Below are 18870 nucleotides of genomic sequence, written 5' to 3' on the forward strand. Positions count from 1 at the left end.
GCAGGAACTAGCAATGGGAACAATCAATTATGATATTATCGCGCTAGATGTCGACGGCACGCTGCTGACCGACGACCATGTGTTGACGCCTGCCGTACGGGAAGCTGTGCGCGAAGCTCATGCGCGCGGAGCGGAAATCGTCTTGTGCACGGGCAGAGGGCCGGCATCCGCGCTGCCGGTGCTGGACGCGCTTGGGCTTTCGGGCACGATGATTACCCATAACGGCGCTGCGACCATCGATGCCGCGCAGCGCAAGGTGCTGCACCAATACAGCATCGAGGCAACCGAAGTGGAGCGGTTTCGATCTTATTGCTTGCGGAACGGGCTTCATTTTGACGTCAACACGGCCCTCGACATGCTGATAGAAGGGATCACGCCGGAAGCGGAAAGCATGTATCGGATGTTCAAAGCGAAGCCGGTTATGCGCGACCCGAAGGAGCCGCTGCCGGACGGACTCGTAAAGTTTACGCTGTTTGGGACCAAAGCCGATCTCGATATCGTCGAAGCGGAATGGAACGGCTGGACGCACGGGCTTCAGCATATCCGCAGCGGCGACATGTTCATCGACGTGCAGCACAAGGAAGCGAGCAAAGGAACGGCGCTGCGGGAGCTGGCCAAGGTGAGAGGCGTTGATCCGAGCCGCGTGATGGCGATCGGCAATTATTTTAACGATGTCGGCATGCTTGCATTTGCGGGACTTGGCGTCGCAGTCGCCAATGCGCCGGACGGCGTGAAGGAAGCGGCGGATGCGCTGACGCGCTCCAATGAAGAAGACGGCGTCGCGCATGCTCTTCGGACGTATGTATTCGCATTACATGAAAAACCGTCGAGGGGTCTGTGACGCCCCCGACGGTTTTTGCATATCAGATCACGGATGAGTCCTCAGGATTAAAACACAGCCCCGCGGAGTACGATGACCAGCAGTATAAACAGAACAAGGATTATGCCTGCGGAAGTAAAGCCGCCGTGTAGACCGGACATACGAGTTCCTCCTCTTAAGGTATTTACGGTGCCTTTTGTAGCATGATCTCGTCGAATGATGGCACTCGGTATATTGTATAGTATGAAAAAAAGGCTCCAATGATTGGACAGCTGCCCGGCTTTCATGACAATTGGGCAAATGCTGCCTGCCGTTTGTCCTGATTTCGTGACGGTTGTACGCGAGGCATTCGCTGGCTAAGAAATACCTATAGACGTTTGTGATCCCGTCTAGTATGCTAGCAAAAACATGGAAAAAAGGGAGGGTATTAGCATGAACGTGACCTATCGGGAGTTTGAGATTAGCGACGACCGCGCGCGGCTTCAGATGGACAAGGTCCAGCAATTTCTGCAGGAAAGCTACTGGGCGGGCAACCGCCCGCAGGAGCGGATCGAGAAGTCAATCGAGCAGTCGCTTGTGTACGGCATTTACACAGCCGGCATCCAAGTCGGCTTTGCGCGCGCCGTAACGGATGGAGCCACGATGTACTGGCTTTGCGATGTATTTATCGACGATCGCTACCGGGGCCATGGGCTGGGAAAGAAGTTGATTGAGGTCATTACCCAATCGGAACCTCTCAAAGATTTAATGGGTCTCCTTGGCACGCGGGATGCACACGGGCTGTACGAGCAGTACGGGTTTGTCCGCGATTCGGAGCGTTTCATGCGTAAACCGCCAACCTATTGAAGGAGTGACCGAATGCTATGATCATTCGTACAGAGACTCAAGCCGACTATGAACGGGTTAGGCAGCTCAATATCGAGGCGTTCGGCCATCGGAATGACGAGGCCGAGCTAGTGGAACGCATCCGGCAATCGGATGGATTCATCCCGTATCTGTCCCTAGTCGCAGAGGCGGAGGAAGGCATGGTCGGCCATGCCTTATTCAGCAAAGCGAGCATCGTCAATGAGGCCGGCAGCCACGAGGTCATCGTTCTGGCTCCTATCGCCGTGGCGCCTTCGCATCAGAAGCAGGGAATCGGCAAGAGGCTGATCGAAGAAGGGCTTACGCGCAGTCGGGAGCTGGGCTATCCCGGCGTGCTGCTGATCGGCCATCCGGACTATTATCCCCGGCTCGGATTTCAGCCAGCCCGTACGTTCGGGCTTGTTCTGAAGCAATTTCAGGTGCCGGACGACGTATTTATGGCTATCGAGCTGCGAGAGAACGGGCTGCGGCCGCTGCAAGGCGAATTGCGGTATCCGGCTGCGTTCGGAGTATAGCGACTTGTTTCGGAAAGGGGGAGCCCGGTTGGTTACGGTTGAAACCGAAATATGGATCGAAGCGCCGATCGAAGCTTGCTTTGATTTAGCCCGGAATATTGATGTGCATACGCGCACGGTATGGCGGCATACGAAAGAGAAGGCGGTTGCGGGAACGACAAACGGGCTGATCGAAGGCGGGGAGACCGTCACCTTCGAAGCGACTCATTTTCTGATCAGGCAGAGGCTGACGTCCCGAATAAGCGAATTCCGTGCCCCGTTTTATTTCGTCGATGAGATGCAGCGCGGCGCTTTCAAGTCGCTGCGGCATGAGCATCATTTCGAAGCCGTTCAGGGCAAAACGCTGATGAGCGACAAGCTGACCTTCTCGGCGCCTCTGGGGTGGCTGGGCCTTATCGTGGAACGAGCCGTGCTAAAGAGGTATATGAAGCGATTTCTGGAGCACCGCAACGAGCAGCTTCGGCTGCTTGCGGAAGAGGGGGGCGGCAGGTATGAAGGCGGCCGATAGGGGCTTTACGTCTGGATGGGCCAATAGCGGCGGCGTGCGTGTTCATTTCTATGATTCCGGCGACCGCGCAAGGCGGGAACTGAAGCCGCTTCTCATTTGTCCAGGTCTGTCGGAAACGGCCGAGGAATATGCCGATTTGCTGGAGTTTCTACTTCCTAGGCGCTGTATCGTACTGTCATTCCGAGGCAGGGGGAGGAGCGACACCCCGGCAAGCGGATATGATCTAGACGAACATGTTGCGGATATCGCGGCTGTCGTCCGAGAGACGGGGCTTCGGAAGCTGCATCTGTTCGGCCATTCAAGAGGCGCTTCCTACGCCCTGGGCTATGCCAGACTGCACGCATCGAGCATCTTGTCCCTCCTCGTCAGCGACTATCCCGCGGAGCATCGCCAAATGCCGGAAGGCTGGGCGGCGTCGTATTACAATGATTATTTGATCCCGCATAATCGGACCGGCAACATACGTTTGGAAGCCGTGCAGGGGATTCAACAGGAATCCAAGCCCATCCTTCTTGACGGACAGCTGCCCATGCCGGCGCTTGTGCTCCGGGGAAAGCTGGACAGCTCGCTCCTGTCCGATTCCGATTTGGAACGATATCGAGCGATGTTTCCAAGCCTGAGCTTGGCGGAGTTCTACCGCTCCGGCCACGATCTGATGGGCACGGAGAGACCCGGCTGTTTTTTGGCGATTCACGACTTTTTGAATTTGCAATCCTATCTTTCATATTGAGGTGATCGTATGGGAACCGCTTATCCATCCATTTTACCGGAGCACGCTGAATTTATTGCCCGGCAAAAAATGTTCTTCGTCGGAACGGCGGCAGCAGAAGGACATGTGAATCTATCGCCGAAGGGGCATGATGTGTTTCGCATCTTATCGCCTAATCAGGTGGCCTACTTGGATTTGACGGGAAGCGGCAATGAAACGAGCGCCCACTTGTCGGCAGCCGGCCGCATTACGTTCATGTTTGTCGCCTTCGAAGGGAAGCCGCTGATCTTGAGGCTTTACGGCAAAGGCCGGGTCATCTTACCCAGCTCCCCGGAATGGGACGACGCTGCGATGGGGTTTAACCTTTATCCGGGCTACCGGCAAATCATTGTCGCGGACATCGACATCGCCAAGACCTCCTGCGGTTTCAGCGTTCCCCATTATACCTACGAGGGCGAACGTGACTTATTGTTGAACTGGGCCGTCAACCAGGGGGACGAGAAGCTGAAGCAATACCGCGCAAAGAAAAATGCGGCCAGCATGGACGGCTACATGACGCCGATCGGGGAGGAGCTTGCAGCTGATGAGTCCTGAGGCAGCGCTGACGCTGAGGCTGATGAAGATCGTTGCCAATAACGAATCATTGATGCAGGACCTTGAGACGGCGCGCAGCCTTCGGTTGCCTCAATGCTATATTGCAGCGGGCTATATCCGCAACCTGGTGTGGGATTATTTGCATGGCTTTGGGAACCGTTCGTTGCATGATGATATCGACGTCGTTTACTATGATCCAGCGAATTGCGGCGAAGGGCGCGACCGGGAGCTCGAGTATCTGCTGCGAAGCGCCACCGGAAATGCCAAATGGTCGGTCAAAAATCAAGCAAGAATGCACCTCCGAAACGGTACCTCGCAGTATCTCTCCACAGAGGATGCAATTAAGCGCTGGCCGGAGACGGTCACTTCAATCGGAGCCCGATTGAATGACGATAATGAACTGGAGCTCTGCCATCCGAACGGATTATCCGATCTATTTCGGTTGGAGGTGCGGAAGAGCCCGTACTTTGAAGATCGGTCGCATTATTTAGAACGTGTTCGCAAGAAACGGTGGCAGGAGCATTGGCCGATGATTACAATCTACGAGTAGACAGAACAGAAATTGAGGCAGAGACAAATGAGCATCGCATTAAAAGGGATCATCATCGGCCTATCCATCGCCGCGCCTGTCGGGCCGATCGGTATTTTGTGCATGAAGAGAACGATAAATCAGGGACGGCTATACGGCTTGATGGCCGGATTAGGCGCAGCGACGGCAGACGGCATCTACGGGTTAATCGCCGCGTTCGGGTTCGACGCGATTGCGAGCGGTTTAATGGCGCAGCAGTTATGGATTCGTTTGATCGGCGGATTATTTCTATGTTACTTAGGCTATCAATCTTTCCGATCAGGAGCGGCGGATGCCGGAGCGGAGCCGCGGCTGAGCCGAAATGCCGCTGCCGCGTATGCGACAACCTTTCTGCTGACGTTGACCAATCCGATGACGATTTTGTCATTCCTCGGTATTTTTGCCGGGTTAAACGTCATGCAAGCCAGCGCGGCGGACTCGATTACGCTTGTGATAGGCGTTTTTGCAGGCTCTATGCTGTGGTGGTTGTTTCTGAGCGTTGTCATCGGCGCGATCAGACAGACATTGAACGCTCGCGCGATGCGCTGGATCAACCGGCTTTCGGCTGTCATCTTATTAGCCTTCGGGCTCTATTCGCTATATCAGGTTGTCATTTCGTAATGGCATGATGAAGGATGAACAAATGATGGAAAAGTTGAACGTTACGCTCCGTACGGAGCGGCTTGTGCTTCGGATGATAGACGAATCGGACGCGAAGAGGGCCTATGAATTTGTGTTGCGCAATAAGGAAGCGCTCCTTCCATGGGAACCGGCCAGGAAGAGCGACTACTATTCGCTGTCGTTTCAGAAACAGCTCATTCGGGACGATCTGCAAAGTATGAGCAGCGGACAGAGCGTTAAATTTTGGCTAAGCAAACGCGATGAAACGGATCCGCCCCTGATCGGCACCGTCACCTTGAACAATATAGTAAGAGGGGCGTTTCAATCCTGCCATCTCGGCTATCGGATGGATGCCCGAGAACAAGGGAGAGGGTATATGTCCGAAGCGCTTGCCCGAATCATTTCCTTTGCTTGGAGCGAGCTGAAGCTGCATCGCATCGAAGCTAATATAATGCCGCGAAATGCCGCATCGCTTCAAGTCGTGCGGAAGCTGGGCTTTCAAGACGAAGGTCTGGCCCGGGATTATCTCCGGATTAACGGGAAGTGGGAGGATCATATCCATATGGTGCTCCTTAATCCTTCGTGGCGTGAACGGTAGGGTCATGGTAAAATGAAAGTTATCACGAGTGAACGATAGCGAAAGCGGCGGTAAGCTGACATGTTAACCTTAATAAGATCTTCGCATGCACTACTGGCAAGCGAGCTTGCCATCTTGAACTCAAACCCGTATTTCAATTCCATTTCCAAAGACAAAGAACAGCTGACGGAAGCGGATCTTGCAGCCGAACAGAAGGATGCGGAGCAAGCCGGCGCTGAACGATATATCATTCGGGACGACGGAAAAGATATCGGCATTCTCGAATTTCTGATGACGAATCCGAATGACTCCTGCACATGGATCGGATTGCTGGTTATTAACGGAAACTATCAGGGTCGCGGTTACGGAAACGCAGCCCTGATCCTCTTTGATGCCATGATGCGTGAAAGAGGCGTTAAGTCCTACAGGCTGGGCGTTCTGGCAGCGAACGAGCCTGCGCACGCATTTTGGCAGCGCAACGGCTGTACGCCGGTCAAACCGGCGGTGCTGCCGGACGGGAAAGACATTATCATTTATGAACGAACCGTCCGATAAGAGGATGAGGAACAATACCAAATGACGGGAGCAAACAAGCGATGTACAGAACGGCGACGCTCAGCCTGCTGCTTAGCCTCATTCTGCTGCTCGGTGCTTGTACGGCAAAGGATGGGCCCGGCAATGACGGGACGGCAACCGGCGAGCAAATCGACTATCGCGATACCGGCGCGAACCGGGTCATGAACGCTTACGAGGAATCCATGGTTGAGGCGGTTAACAAAAACCGGTTCTCGCTGGTGGAAGGACTCCTGGATCCGAACGGGCCCCTTTACAAGCAGCAAGAAAGCTTGGTTCAGCGGCTAAGCGCCAAAAATATCAAAGAAAAGCTGATCCGCTATCAAATTATGAATATCCAGAAAATCGGCGGCGAATATAAGTTTTACATTATCGAGAAAATCGGCATCTATTATCCTGACGGCCGTTCGGCGGTCAACGAATATAAATGGATCTATACGGTAACCGAGAACAAAGAGACCAATGCGTTCAAGGTGTACAGTATCGAGCGTTGGGAATAGGTCGGTCCAAAACATCCAAGAGGAGCAGCGAGCATGAGAGATCTAACGTTTGAAGCATATACCGAACCATTTCTGGAAGACGTACGCCGCACATATAATTATTTTGTAGAACATACAACCGTTTCTTTTGACATGAATCCCTATTCCCCCGAGCAAATAAAGCAGCTGATCGAACCCTTGGCGGAGATGTATCGTTCTTATGTCGTCAAGCTGGACGGGCAATATGCAGGCTACGCGCTGCTGACGCAGCATAAGAAGCGTCCGGCGTTCAACGTTACCGCCGAAGTGACCATTTACTTGGAGCCTTCGTTTACCGGTCAAGGAATTGGCAGAGAAGCGATAACGTTTATCGAGTCCGTTGCAAGAGAGCTGAATTTTCATTCCCTGGTGGCGACCATTTGCACCGAAAACGAAAGCAGTATGGCGTTATTCCGGAAGCTGGGCTACGAGCAGGTTGCATGCTATAAGGAGATTGCCTACAAGTTTGACCGCTGGCTTGACTTGGCTTCATTCCAGAAGATTTTGATCTAATTCGGTTGGATGGCGAAGGCGGGAGGGGTTGCATGACGCACTCGTTTCGGAAGAGAACAGCCGGACTGGCGGCGGTCATGGCGGCAGCCGCTCTCCTGCTGACGGCAGGCTGCAGTAACGAGTCGGACCGGCTGGAGAAGCAGATTTCACTGCAGCAGAAGCAACTTGACGGACTGGAGCAGGAGAACGGCAGGCTGACCGCTCAGCTGAACGAAGCGGACGGCAAGCTGAAATCGCTCACGGAACACGCGGAGCAGCTAAAGGCGCAAGCCGAACAGCTGGTGAAGGAAGGCGAGCAGGAGCTGCGCATTGACAAACGACTCCCGCCGGACGCCGTAGCGGTAATCCTGAATCTCATGAGAACCGCCCAAACGAAGCCGGGAGCGCATGCAAAAGAATGGGACCTCTACTTTGCGGACAGCGACAATATCAGATGGTTCATTGAAAATGTGTTGGAAAAACAGGAGTTAAACTATGCCAAGCTGGAAACCGGCATGGATCAAACGTACAAGAAGCCGGGGAAGACGAACCGTATGATCGTGGTCAATGCGTATACGCCGCAAGATGTCATTCATGCGTATGCCCTGTCCAACGTCAACGATACCGGCTGGAAGATCATCGATGTCGACTAGCGGGATGATGGCCATGATGAAAAAACTAATCGGACTTATTACTTTTATCTATTTGATGCTGCTGTTTTACTGGATGTTTATCGGTTTTGGAAGGTCGGCGGGGCATTGGTCGGGCTACCGGTACAATCTGGTTCCGTTCAGGACGATCCGATTGTATTTCGATCATGCGGACAGCTTCAACGCCGTCTACTGGCTTGTGAATATCGTCGGCAATGTGGCGGTGTTCGTGCCATTCGGATTAGCGATTCCGTATTTGTACCGCATCCGCTTTATTCGTTTTACGCTGTTGTGCATCGTGGCATTAGTTACGCTGGAGCTGCTCCAGCTGCTGCTGCATCGCGGCAGCTTCGATATTGACGACGTCTTGCTTAATACGGTGGGGGCGCTGCTGGGGGCCGTTATATACCGCCTCATTCGGAAGCGGGTAACTTAGCGTGCTGATCCCCTATCGCCAGTTACGAACGAGAAGCAGAGGAGAAGAGAACAGCGATGAAATTCAGACCTTGTATTGACCTGCATCACGGCAAAGTAAAGCAAATCGTCGGTGAAACGTTGGGAGCCGGCAGCAACCAAGTCGTGGAAAATTTTGTTTCCGAGCATAGCTCCGAGCATTACGCATCGATGTTCCGCCGCGATCAACTGACCGGCGGCCATGTGATCATGCTTGGCGGCGGCAACGAAGAAGCGGCTTTTGCTGCTCTGCGCGCCTACCCGGGCGGTTTGCAGATCGGCGGCGGCATCAATGCGGAGAATGCGGCGAACTATCTCGAGGCCGGTGCAACCCATGTCATCGTAACCTCGTATATTTTCCGGGATGGCGAGCTGGACATGAACAACCTGCAGCGGATCGTTTCTGAAGTGGGCAAGGAGCGGCTCGTTATCGATCTCAGCTGCAAGAAGCGGGACGGCGAGTGGTTCGTCGTGACGAATCAATGGAAAACGTTCAGCGATTTCCGGGTAAATGAAGCCCACCTCAGCGAGCTGGCGCGGTATTGCGACGAGTATCTGGTTCATGCGGTCGATGTGGAAGGCAAACGCACGGGGATTTTGGCGGATTTGGCGGAGCGGCTGGCTGCTTGGGTAACCATTCCGACGACGTATGCCGGCGGTGCAAGGTCGTTGCAAGATTTGGAGTTGTTCCGTTCGATTACCGGGGGCAAGCTCGATATTACGATCGGAAGCGCGCTCGATATATTCGGCGGCAGCCTTTCCTATGATGAAGTTGTAACTTACTGCCGCTAACCTCCGTAATACTGGAAGAAATCTTCATGTCGAAGGGCGGTCCGACAAATGGGCAATATGGATCCATTCACGGCTGGGGAACGGATGTTCAACATCATGTCGATTATTTTTCCGGCCATGTTTCTTCTCGTATTCGGTTTGATCATTTTCGGGATCGTCAGTTCGATCCGGCAGCGGCAGCGCAACAATAAGCAGCCGGTGCTGTCCGTGCAGGCTAGAATCGTCAACAAACGGTCGAATGTCAGAAGCACGACGCATCATCACGATCCCCATAACGGCATTCACAATCATTCCACGAGCACGCGCACCCATTACTATGTCACGTTCGAGGTGGAAAGCGGCGACCGCATGGAGTTTCAGGTAAGCGGAGAAGAATCCGGCCTGCTCGCGGAAGGCGATAGAGGCAAGCTGACCTTTCAAGGCACCCGTTATTTAGGCTTTCAGCGGTAGCGGAAGCCGGCTGCCGTTCAAGCCCGTATCTCGGTTCGAGATACGGGCTTTTTCGAATAACATGCGTTTGTATTCGGATTGAAAGGAGTCGAGGGTAGATGAATGCGCAGGATATACTGAATCAACTCGTCGATTTGTTTAAAGAAGAGCTGGACCGGTCATTAGTCGGCATTTATCTGCACGGTTCACTGGCGATGGGCTGCTATAATCAGGAGAAGAGCGACATCGACCTGCTGATCGTCGCGCAGCACAAGCTGACTGCAGAGACGAGTAAGCGAATTGCCCGAAAATTGGTTGCCGTGCGCGAACGCATGGATGGAGCAAGCGGATTCGAGATTAGCGTTCTAGTAGAACAAGACTTGATCGATTTTAAGCATCCGACCCCGTTTGAGCTTCACTATTCGGACGGGCATCATGCAAAATATAGCGCGGACGAAAACTATCTGTGCGGCGGGTTTGACGACCCGGACCTCGCGGCGCATATCGTCGTCACCTATCGGCGCGGAATTACGTTATGCGGCAAGCCGATTAGGGACATTTTTCCCGAAATCGACAAGAAGCATTATGTGCATTCCATTGTTTCCGACGTAGAGTACGCGCCGAGCGAGATTCACAGCGCACCCGTCTATTACACGTTGAATCTATGCCGGGTGCTCTATTTTCTGAAGGAAGGCGTCGTATCCTCCAAGAAAGAAGGAGGAGAGTGGGGCGTAAGGGTTCTTCCGGTCGAATATCGGGACGTTGCCCAATATGGCTTGAACGCGTACATAGGATCGCCGGACAAGCAAATTCCGAACGATGAGCAGCTTACCCGTTTTGCCGGCTACATGATCGATCGAATCAAGGAAGCAATTAACCCTACTATTTTTTGAGAATAGGATAGATTTTCAATCTGCAAGCGATTACAATGATAGAGTGAGTATTTTCTGGATTTAATTATGGACAAAAGAGGAGTGGCTGACTAATGGCAGGAAATCGTGCAGTTGTATATGTTGAACCCGGTAAAGTAGATGTACGGGATATTTCGTACCCCGAGCTGATCTTGCGTGACGGACCTGGAGTTAACCCGCTCAATGTAGGCAGAAAATGCGATCACGGCGTTATTCTGAAAGTCATTACGACAAACATTTGCGGCAGTGACCAGCACATGGTGCGCGGCCGTACGACAGCTCCGAGCGGCTTGGTGCTCGGACATGAGATTACCGGTGAGGTTATCGAAGTCGGCCGGGACGTAGAGTTCATCAAGAAGGGAGACCTCGTCTCCGTTCCTTTCAATATTGCTTGCGGACGCTGCCGTAACTGTAAAGAGCGCAACACTAACGTGTGTTCGAACGTGAATCCGGACCGTCCGGGCTCCGCGTACGGCTACGTTGATATGGGCGGCTGGGTCGGCGGCCAATCGGAATATGTCATGGTTCCTTATGCAGACTTCCAACTGCTGAAGTTCCCGGACAAAGACCGCGCGATGGAGAAAATCCTCGATCTGACGATGCTCTCCGATATTTTCCCGACCGGTTACCACGGTGCAGTGAGCGCAGGCGTTAAGCCGGGCTCCACGGTCTATATCGCCGGTGCGGGTCCTGTCGGTCTTGCCGCGGCGCACTCCGCGCAATTGCTTGGCGCGGCGGTCGTCATCGTAGGCGACTTGAACAGCGAGCGTCTGGCGCAAGCGAGAAGCTTCGGCTGCGAAACGGTTAACCTGCGCGAGCATCCGAATCTGGGCGAACAAATCGATCAAATTCTCGGCGTGCCGGAAGTGGACTGCGCCGTTGACTGCGTAGGCTTCGAAGCGCACGGACACGGCAAAGCGCACGGCGAGGCTCCTGCTACCGTGCTGAACTCCATCATGGAAGTTACGCGCGCGGGCGGCAGACTCGGCATTCCGGGCTTGTACGTAACAGGCGACCCGGGCGCTGTTGACGCAGATGCGAAGATCGGCACGCTTAAGATCCGCTTCGGCCTCGGCTGGGCGAAATCGCACACGTTCGTCACCGGTCAAACGCCGGTTATGCAGTACAACCGCGAGCTGATGACGGCGATTCTAAGCGGCCGCGCGCAAATCGCGAAAGCGGTAAACGCGACGCTCATCTCGCTGGATCAAGCTCCTGCAGCTTATTCGGAATTCGATCAAGGCGCTTCCAAGAAGTTCGTCATCGATCCGCACGGCTCCGTTCGCCGCTAATTGCATGCAGAACCGCAAAGTCTATCAGACTTTGCGGTTTTTTTTCTGGCATTTATCCAATAAAAAGGCAATAAATAGTTACCATACAAGCTTGCGATCATGGTAAACTGATAAAGGGTCAACCTAAAGCGTCACAACACTTTATGGGAGGTCATTCGCGATGCACAATTGCACATTAGTTACGAAACCTGCCTTAAACATGGTTGGAATCAGCTATTGCGGTCCGTATTCTTCGTTTCCGGATGAAGCGATTTTACTGCAAAGCGAGTTTCTTTCCAGAAAGCATGAAATTGAAGGAGAAGTGAAGACAACCGTGCTTTACAGCCCTTATTTCGGCAACGAAGTGTTTGCGACATATTGGGCTTGCTTCGAGGTTCCCCATCTGAAGAACGTACCGAAAGGCATGGTTCAGTTTACCGTTCCATCGCGCACGTATGCGATGGTGACCTGTACGAATAAACGCATCGGTGAAGGCTATGAGCAGCTTACCGCCTGGATGAACGAGGAGAAGCTGTTGAAGAGGGAAAACGCGGTATCCCTTGAAATCTTTTATATTGATGAACATTTGGAGGAAGAACAGGTCGAACTGCTCATTCCCATTGTAGAACAATAGAGCTTCGTTCAACTGGCTGCCTTCACTGAAGATAGAGAATGGAGAAACAGCAATGACAGCAGCCAAATTTTTTACGCATCCGTTAGGCATTTTCGGAGCTTCCGTCAGCGCAACCTTGCTCTGGGGAAGCTCTTACCCGTTTATTAAGCTAAGCTACGAGCGGCTTGGCATTGGATCGCACGACACGCTGGAGCAAATTATTTTCGCCGGTTACCGCTTCTCCTTAGCGGGCCTGTTGATTTTGCTATTTATGTTGATCCGCAATGAAAAGCTCTACTATCAGCGCGGAAGCGGCGGGATGGTCGTTTCGATCGCATTATTCCAGACCGTGCTTCAATACATGTTCTTCTATGTAGGCTTATCAATGAGCGCAGGGGTCGTAGGAGCGGTTATTGCCGGGACGATCTCTTTCTTTCAGATTCTGCTGGCCCATTTCCTGTACAAGAATGATAAGATCAACGGCGCAAAAGGCGTCGGCTTGCTTGCCGGATTTATCGGGCTTCTCGTGCTTGGGCTATCCAAGCATGACGGTAGTTCCGGACTGCATTTTTCGCTAGGAGAGGTGCTGCTAATTGCAGCATCGCTATTTACCGCAATCGCAAACCTGATGTCGAAGAAGGCGGCAGCATCCTATAGTATCCCGTATATTAACGGCTATCAGATGCTGGTCGGAGGTATTGTCCTCTGCGCGATCGGCGCGTGGAGAACAGGCTGGTTTCCGTTTCATTTCGACGGCATTTCCTTCCTAATGCTGCTCCATCTGGCGCTCGTATCGGCGCTTGCATTCATGCTTTGGAACAATGTCATGAAGTATAACAGCGTAGGCAGCGTGTCCATGTACCTGTTCCTCATCCCGGTGTTCGGCGTTCTGCAATCCGCCTTATTCCTGGGAGAGCCGCTCTCGGCAGCCGTACTTGCGGCGCTGGCTCTGGTCAGCATCGGAATCATAATCGTCAACAGACGCAAACTAAAGGCAGCAGCCACGCGGGCGGCTTGAAATCTGCTGGAGGGAGTTATAAACTCATGTCCATTTCAATTGCAATCATAGATGCTTTTACTTCCATACCGTTCCGCGGCAATCCGGCTGCGGTATGTTTGCTGGAGGAACCTCGTAATGAGCAGTGGATGCAGGACGTTGCCGCAGAGATGAACCTATCGGAGACTGCCTTCCTGGAGCCAAGAGAGGATGGAAGCTACGGACTTCGCTGGTTTACGCCGACGGTAGAAATGGAGTTATGCGGGCATGCGACGCTGGCGAGCGCCCATTATTTGTGGGAAAACAGCCATCTGCCGCAAGGAAGGATCGCAGCGTTCCATACGCGAAGCGGGCTGCTCACGGCCGAGCAGACGGAAAATGGGATCCGGCTTAATTTCCCTGCGGAGCCGGCTGCGCCGGTGAAGGCGCCGGAGGAGCTTATTCAAGGTCTTGGATTGATCCCGCGGTATGTCGGCCTTAACCGGATGGATTATTTGGTCGAAGTGGACAGCGTGCAGACGGTACAGTCGCTGAAACCGGATTTTGCCATGCTGGCGCGCGTGGACGCGAGAGGGATCATCGTGACTAGTAAAGGGACCGGCAAACCAGGCGACTACGATTTTATTTCACGCTGCTTCTACCCCGCGTCCGGCTGCAAGGAAGACCCGGTCACAGGCTCTGCGCACTGCGCGCTTGCTCCATACTGGCAGCGGCGGCTGCGCCAAAACGCGTTTACAGCCTATCAAGCTTCCGCGCGCGGCGGCGAACTATATATTGAACTCGCTAACGACCGGGTGCTGATGACAGGCCAAGCGGTAACCGTCTTGAACGGACAGTTAAACGGCTGACAGGTAAAATCCTTCTCTGGATACAAGCTGCGATTTGTGGTATAATAGCATATTGCAATTGCATAAAGGGGAAGGTGTGGAACGTGACTTACGAGATTCCCAAACAGATTGAACGGCTCGGTGAAGAGATTCAGGAGCACCAGCTCCGCTATCATAACCGGCGTGTGATCGTTTCCAAGGAATTTACTTTTGACAGCGCGCATCATTTGCATTTATACGAAGGCAAGTGCAAGAGCTTGCACGGCCATACTTATAAGCTTCAAACGATCCTGTCCGGCAAGACGGATCATCGCGGACTCACGATCGATTTCGCCGATATGAAACGGATTGCCAAGGAGCGTGTCATCGACAAGCTGGATCACCGTTATTTGAACGAAGTGCTTCCGCCGATGAATACGACGGCAGAGAATATGGTCGTTTGGATTTATGAACAGATTCACCATGCTCTAATTGAAGAAGGGCATTATCCGAATATCCGCATTGAAGAAATCCGACTATGGGAAACGCCGACCAGCTTTGCGGCAGTAACACGCGAGATGATGGAGGCTGACGAGAATGACGGATAACGTTGCTGCTGCGGCAGCGCGCTCCTTTCGTCTGCCAATGGTGGAAATTTTCGAAACGGTCGAAGGCGAAGGCACGCGTGCCGGGTTTCCGACCGTTTTTGTGCGTCTGTTCGGCTGCAACTTGCGCTGCGTATGGTGCGACACCAAGTACAGCTATCCGCCGGCGGAAGCGGAGTTTACGATGTCGATCGAAGATATTGTTGCCCAAGTGGAGAAGCAATATAAAGCCGAGCATATTTGCATGACCGGAGGAGAGCCGCTGCTTTACGGAAACAAATCGGCAGCCCTCCTACAGGCATTATGCGATATCGAACGTATTAAGGACGTGCACGTGGAAACGAACGGCGCCATCGATCTTGAGCCGTTTCTGCGCGGCGTGACCTCGTCCAAGGCTCGTTATATTATGGATTACAAACTGCCGGATTCAGGCGAGAATGAAGCGATGCTGCATCACAATTTCGCGCTGCTGCGGGAGCAGGATGAAGTGAAATTCGTGATTGCGTCGGATCGTGATTTTGACGCTGCCGTTCGGACGCTGACAACCTCCCCGACCGCTGCGCTGGCGTTGTTTAGCCCGGTATGGGAGACGATGCCGCCGGCTAAGCTGGTCGAGAAGATGCTGGCGAGCGGGCTTACGGGCGTAAAGCTGAATATGCAGCTGCATAAAATCATTTGGGACCCGGCTCAGAGAGGTGTGTAAGAGAATGAAAAAAGCAGTCATTATTTTGAGCGGCGGGTTGGACAGCACGACTTGCATGGGCTATGCCAAAGAAGCGGGATACGAGCTGTACCCGATCACGTTCAATTACGGGCAACGCCATATAATCGAGCTGAACAACGCGCGCGCGGTTGCGGAGTTTTACGGCGTAAGCGACCGTTTTAAGGTCATAGAGCTCGGATTTTTGCGGGAGTTCGGCGGCAGCGCGCTGACGGACGATACAATTGCCGTACCGAAGACGGGCGCTGATCCGGTTCCGGAGGAGGCAGGCGAGATTCCGGTAACTTATGTGCCAGGGCGGAACTTGCTGTTTCTCTCGATTGCGACTTCGTTCGCCGAAACCGTCGGTGCGGAAGCGATCTATATCGGCGTGAACGCGCTTGATTACAGCGGTTATCCGGACTGCCGACCGGAGTTCATCGCGAAGGTGGAAGAGGTCATCGCGATCGCAACGAAAATCGGCGTCGAAGGCAAGCCGATATCGATCGAGACGCCGCTCATCCATTTGACCAAAGCGGGCATCGTAGCGGAAGGAATGCGCATGGGCGTTCCCTATCAGTTGACAACGTCATGCTACAACGGCGAGCTCGAGGCGTGCGGCGAATGCGATAGCTGCAGATTGCGGTTGAAAGGCTTCGCGGAAGCGGGCTTAACGGATCCGATTGCGTATAAGAAATAGGAAAAGACAGTTCATGCAAGCTGCTTGTTGCATCGCATGAACTGTCTTTTTTGCGAGGGAATGGAGTTGTATGGAAACTAAGCTTGCAAGCGTTTCTTTGCATTCGTCTCCTCGGAAGAAGAACGTTTTCGTTCCTTCATGGAAGGGTGCAGCGTGACCTTATTCTTGCCTGCCGACTTGGACTGGTACATGGCTTCATCCGCTTGCCGGACGACTTCCGCAATGGAGGTACCTTCACGCGTTATGCTGACACCGATGCTGATCGTAACCATCGTTTCCTTCTCGACCCGGCTGCGGATCGTTTCCGCGACGCCCTCAGGCTTAACCTCTGGAGCGGCGATGAGTGCAAGCAGCTCTTCTCCGCCGTAGCGGCCTGCGGTACCGATGCCGGCCGTTTCTTCCTTCAAAATATCGGCTACCTGCTTCAGCACGCCGTCCGCTTTATGGTGGCCTGCCGAATCATTAAGCTTCTTGAAATTATCGATGTCGCAGAAGATGATCGCGATCCGCTTTGTCTCCCGCAGCATTTGCTCGGCTTTCTTGTTGAAATGGCGTCGGTTATACAGGCTCGTCAAGCCGTCCGTGATGGACGATTGGAACGTCATGAGCAGCCGCTCGAGCACCCATTCGAACAAGAGCAGGAACAAAAGCGTATAATAGACTACAGGGAGCAGATGGCCCAGGATGACAAGCATCGGAACTTTCCCGTGGTATACATAGCTGTCCGCCAAAACGGACAGCTGATAGATGAAATAAACGATCAAGCTGGCTGAATAGTTGAAGCGCTGGTCGATGCCGCGCAAATTAAGCAAGATGATCAAGTTCAGAACAAGGCCGTAGAAATCGATGGCAAGCAGCCCCGTTTCGCCCCGGGCGGTTGAATCGTCAAGCAAGTCAGGCGAAGGAGGAACCTGCGCGCCTACGATGAGCAGCAGTCCGATCACCATGAGCAGAAAAGGCATGCCCTTTAATCTTGCACTGGGGCCGGTATACAATTTCATGAAGACAAAGTTTATAATAATAAATGAGAGCAAACTGACGAAGGCATTCGTCAGCTCCAAGTACGCCGATGAAGCTTGGCTTGGAAACGACAGCGAAATAAGCGCTCCGTTCTGCGCCAGCATGACCGCGAGCAGGATGATAAGAATGAGGTAAGTGCGGTTGCGCCGATAGCTCTTGTACAGCTTAACGGCCATGAAGAGCATCAGCGCCAGAATCGTCATTACAGACGCGGAAGCGAAAATTTGGCCGGTCGGACCGGCAAGCCAATCTAGAATTGTCATGGGTTCAACCACCTAAGCAGAAAGTAATGGCAGGGTGTAAGCACGCCTGGCAGCGCGGGTTGTCCAACTTTACAGAAACATATGTTCTAGTATATCATAATTTTGGCAGGTCGAGAAGTATCATGCAGGTTTGATTGAGGAGGCTTTGCGCATGAACATTTTGCAGGCATTGTTTTTTCCGCCGGAACAGCCGGGCGGCGTGTCCTCAATGGTTCCATATATTCAAGAGAGATTTAACAGAATCGGCTGGCCGATGGAGCTGTTCTCGCTCCCGAAACGGGTAAGGGGCAAGGGCCAAGAGCCGGTCGCATTCGACACGTTCGATATCAGCGAATATGCGGGCAACGCCATTATCGATAAATATTTGCAAACCTATCGCGACTACGTCTGGTGGACGAAGCTGCGAATCCAGAAGACGTATGATCTTATTCATGCGCATCATCCGATTCCCGCTCTTGTCATGAAGCAGCTGTTTCCGGAAACGCCGCTGGTGATGACCATACACTCCAGTTATGAACGCGAGCTTGTTTTGAACGGCAAAATCATCGAAGGCGGCATGGAGCACCGGTTCCTGACTTCGATTTACCGGGAACTGGAGTCGAAGGCAGACAGGATCATCACGCCGTCGGAATCGTTCCGCAACTATATGCGCAGTTTTGTCAATGACGCGGACCGCATACAAGTCATTCCGAACGGGTTTGACGAGAAGCGGTTTAAGCCGATTTCCCATGAGAACGAAGTCGTCCAGCTGATTACGGTTTGCCGGCTCGTTCCGGCCAAAGGTCTGGATATTCTGCTGAAGGCATGCGCGCAGCTGAAAGAGCGCGGGCATACGTTTGTCTTGCACATCATCGGCGACGGTCCGATCCGCCCCGAGCTGGAGCAGCTGGCGCAGAATCTGAATTTGTACGACGACATTATTTTTTACGGCTATATGCTGCATCCGGAAGAGTTTATGCCTTTCTTCGACGTTTTCGTGCTGCCTTCGCGGGCTGAAGCGTTCGGCTCCGTATTCGCGGAAGCGGCGCTTTGCTGGCTGGCGCTGGTCGGTACGAACGTAGGCGGGATCGCGGAGCAGATCGATGACGGCGTGAACGGGCTGCTAGTGGAGCCTGAGAATCCGACGGCGCTGGCGAACGCGCTGGAGAAGGTCGTGTCGGATCAGGATTTCCGCTATAATATGGCCCGCGCCGCTTGGAATAAAGCCAAACGGGACTACTCCCTGCAGCGGGTCATAGCGCAATTGAAACAAGTCTACACGGAAATAAATCCGGAATCGGACGTGACGGAGTAGGGGAGCG

At 53.2% G+C, this 18870-nt stretch carries 27 protein-coding genes; 25 read left to right on the plus strand and 2 right to left on the minus strand.

Going from position 1 to position 18870, the window contains the following annotated elements; all coding sequences use genetic code 11:
* The first annotated feature begins 13 nt into the window (after window positions 1-13).
* Window positions 14-841: a Cof-type HAD-IIB family hydrolase gene (locus DL346_RS05900; RefSeq protein ID WP_165822388.1), complete on the plus strand. Its 828-nt coding sequence runs from the start codon at window positions 14-16 to the stop codon at window positions 839-841.
* A gap of 47 nt (window positions 842-888) precedes the next feature.
* On the opposite strand, the gene DL346_RS05905 is transcribed toward DL346_RS05900, so the two are convergent.
* The gene (locus tag DL346_RS05905) at window positions 889-981 is read right to left on the minus strand and encodes a dihydroorotate dehydrogenase (protein WP_112881107.1); all 93 of its coding nucleotides are present in this window, start codon (window positions 979-981) and stop codon (window positions 889-891) included.
* Between the two features lie 271 nt (window positions 982-1252).
* On the opposite strand from DL346_RS05905, the gene DL346_RS05910 reads away from it, so the two are divergent.
* The 23 genes from DL346_RS05910 to queC all read left to right on the plus strand — a co-directional run bounded on the left by DL346_RS05910 (window position 1253) and on the right by queC (window position 16286).
* Window positions 1253-1666 (plus strand): GNAT family N-acetyltransferase, encoded by a 414-nt coding sequence (locus DL346_RS05910; RefSeq protein WP_112881108.1) that lies wholly within the window; start codon window positions 1253-1255, stop codon window positions 1664-1666.
* Window positions 1667-1683: 17 nt separating this feature from the next.
* A complete protein-coding gene (locus tag DL346_RS05915) occupies window positions 1684-2199 on the plus strand; it encodes a GNAT family N-acetyltransferase (RefSeq protein ID WP_112881109.1) in 516 nt (171 codons plus the stop codon).
* Between the two features lie 28 nt (window positions 2200-2227).
* Window positions 2228-2707 carry an SRPBCC family protein gene (locus DL346_RS05920; RefSeq protein ID WP_112881110.1) on the plus strand — a complete coding sequence of 160 codons (480 nt, stop codon included), beginning with the start codon at window positions 2228-2230 and terminating at the stop codon, window positions 2705-2707.
* Window positions 2691-3437 (plus strand): alpha/beta fold hydrolase, encoded by a 747-nt coding sequence (locus DL346_RS05925; RefSeq protein WP_112881111.1) that lies wholly within the window; start codon window positions 2691-2693, stop codon window positions 3435-3437. The genes DL346_RS05920 and DL346_RS05925 overlap by 17 nt, the downstream gene beginning before the upstream one ends.
* A gap of 9 nt (window positions 3438-3446) precedes the next feature.
* Window positions 3447-4010, plus strand: coding sequence for a pyridoxamine 5'-phosphate oxidase family protein (locus tag DL346_RS05930; RefSeq protein WP_112881112.1), 564 nt, complete (start codon window positions 3447-3449; stop codon window positions 4008-4010).
* Window positions 4000-4560, plus strand: a complete 561-nt coding sequence (locus DL346_RS05935) for a nucleotidyltransferase family protein (protein WP_112881113.1) — start codon at window positions 4000-4002, stop codon at window positions 4558-4560. The genes DL346_RS05930 and DL346_RS05935 overlap by 11 nt, the downstream gene beginning before the upstream one ends.
* Before the next feature lie 27 nt (window positions 4561-4587).
* Window positions 4588-5199 (plus strand): LysE family translocator, encoded by a 612-nt coding sequence (locus tag DL346_RS05940; protein WP_112881114.1) that lies wholly within the window; start codon window positions 4588-4590, stop codon window positions 5197-5199.
* Window positions 5200-5221: 22 nt separating this feature from the next.
* Window positions 5222-5797: a GNAT family N-acetyltransferase gene (locus DL346_RS05945; protein ID WP_240633041.1), complete on the plus strand. Its 576-nt coding sequence runs from the start codon at window positions 5222-5224 to the stop codon at window positions 5795-5797.
* A 60-nt stretch (window positions 5798-5857) separates the two neighbouring features.
* Complete coding sequence (locus DL346_RS05950; protein ID WP_112881115.1) at window positions 5858-6331, plus strand: GNAT family N-acetyltransferase; 474 nt, start codon at window positions 5858-5860, stop codon at window positions 6329-6331.
* A gap of 41 nt (window positions 6332-6372) precedes the next feature.
* A complete protein-coding gene (locus DL346_RS05955) occupies window positions 6373-6849 on the plus strand; it encodes a TcaA NTF2-like domain-containing protein (RefSeq protein ID WP_112881116.1) in 477 nt (158 codons plus the stop codon).
* Window positions 6850-6882: 33 nt separating this feature from the next.
* Window positions 6883-7380 carry a GNAT family N-acetyltransferase gene (locus DL346_RS05960; protein ID WP_112881117.1) on the plus strand — a complete coding sequence of 166 codons (498 nt, stop codon included), beginning with the start codon at window positions 6883-6885 and terminating at the stop codon, window positions 7378-7380.
* A gap of 32 nt (window positions 7381-7412) precedes the next feature.
* The gene (locus tag DL346_RS05965; RefSeq protein ID WP_112881118.1) at window positions 7413-8012 is read left to right on the plus strand and encodes a hypothetical protein; all 600 of its coding nucleotides are present in this window, start codon (window positions 7413-7415) and stop codon (window positions 8010-8012) included.
* Between the two features lie 13 nt (window positions 8013-8025).
* A complete protein-coding gene (locus DL346_RS05970) occupies window positions 8026-8445 on the plus strand; it encodes a VanZ family protein (protein ID WP_165822389.1) in 420 nt (139 codons plus the stop codon).
* A gap of 56 nt (window positions 8446-8501) precedes the next feature.
* A complete protein-coding gene (gene hisA / locus DL346_RS05975) occupies window positions 8502-9254 on the plus strand; it encodes a phosphoribosylformimino-5-aminoimidazole carboxamide ribotide isomerase (protein ID WP_112881120.1) in 753 nt (250 codons plus the stop codon).
* Between the two features lie 48 nt (window positions 9255-9302).
* On the plus strand, window positions 9303-9704 hold the full coding sequence (locus tag DL346_RS05980) for a DUF2500 domain-containing protein (RefSeq protein WP_112881121.1): 402 nt from the start codon (window positions 9303-9305) through the stop codon (window positions 9702-9704).
* Window positions 9705-9802: 98 nt separating this feature from the next.
* Window positions 9803-10576, plus strand: coding sequence for an aminoglycoside adenylyltransferase domain-containing protein (locus DL346_RS05985; protein WP_112881122.1), 774 nt, complete (start codon window positions 9803-9805; stop codon window positions 10574-10576).
* A 92-nt stretch (window positions 10577-10668) separates the two neighbouring features.
* Window positions 10669-11886 carry a formaldehyde dehydrogenase, glutathione-independent gene (gene fdhA / locus DL346_RS05990; RefSeq protein ID WP_112881123.1) on the plus strand — a complete coding sequence of 406 codons (1218 nt, stop codon included), beginning with the start codon at window positions 10669-10671 and terminating at the stop codon, window positions 11884-11886.
* Between the two features lie 160 nt (window positions 11887-12046).
* The gene (locus tag DL346_RS05995; protein WP_112881124.1) at window positions 12047-12499 is read left to right on the plus strand and encodes a GyrI-like domain-containing protein; all 453 of its coding nucleotides are present in this window, start codon (window positions 12047-12049) and stop codon (window positions 12497-12499) included.
* A 52-nt stretch (window positions 12500-12551) separates the two neighbouring features.
* On the plus strand, window positions 12552-13496 hold the full coding sequence (locus DL346_RS06000) for a DMT family transporter (RefSeq protein ID WP_112881125.1): 945 nt from the start codon (window positions 12552-12554) through the stop codon (window positions 13494-13496).
* 26 nt (window positions 13497-13522) lie between these two features.
* Window positions 13523-14323, plus strand: a complete 801-nt coding sequence (locus DL346_RS06005) for a PhzF family phenazine biosynthesis protein (protein WP_112881126.1) — start codon at window positions 13523-13525, stop codon at window positions 14321-14323.
* An 83-nt stretch (window positions 14324-14406) separates the two neighbouring features.
* On the plus strand, window positions 14407-14889 hold the full coding sequence (gene queD / locus DL346_RS06010; RefSeq protein ID WP_112881127.1) for a 6-carboxytetrahydropterin synthase QueD: 483 nt from the start codon (window positions 14407-14409) through the stop codon (window positions 14887-14889).
* Complete coding sequence (locus tag DL346_RS06015; protein WP_112881128.1) at window positions 14879-15589, plus strand: 7-carboxy-7-deazaguanine synthase QueE; 711 nt, start codon at window positions 14879-14881, stop codon at window positions 15587-15589. Before queD ends, DL346_RS06015 begins: the two co-directional genes overlap by 11 nt.
* A 4-nt stretch (window positions 15590-15593) precedes the next feature.
* A complete protein-coding gene (gene queC / locus DL346_RS06020; RefSeq protein WP_112881129.1) occupies window positions 15594-16286 on the plus strand; it encodes a 7-cyano-7-deazaguanine synthase QueC in 693 nt (230 codons plus the stop codon).
* A gap of 77 nt (window positions 16287-16363) precedes the next feature.
* Here the strand turns inward: queC and DL346_RS06025 are convergent, their stop codons facing one another.
* On the minus strand, window positions 16364-17569 hold the full coding sequence (locus DL346_RS06025) for a GGDEF domain-containing protein (protein ID WP_112881130.1): 1206 nt from the start codon (window positions 17567-17569) through the stop codon (window positions 16364-16366).
* 151 nt (window positions 17570-17720) lie between these two features.
* Between DL346_RS06025 and DL346_RS06030 the strand changes: the two genes are divergently transcribed.
* A complete protein-coding gene (locus DL346_RS06030; protein WP_112881131.1) occupies window positions 17721-18863 on the plus strand; it encodes a glycosyltransferase family 4 protein in 1143 nt (380 codons plus the stop codon).
* The last annotated feature ends 7 nt before the right edge of the window (window positions 18864-18870 follow it).

The sequence above is a fragment of the Paenibacillus montanisoli genome (genome assembly GCF_003268025.1).
In the GTDB taxonomy this organism is placed as follows: Bacteria; Bacillota; Bacilli; order Paenibacillales; family Paenibacillaceae; genus Paenibacillus_Z; species Paenibacillus_Z montanisoli.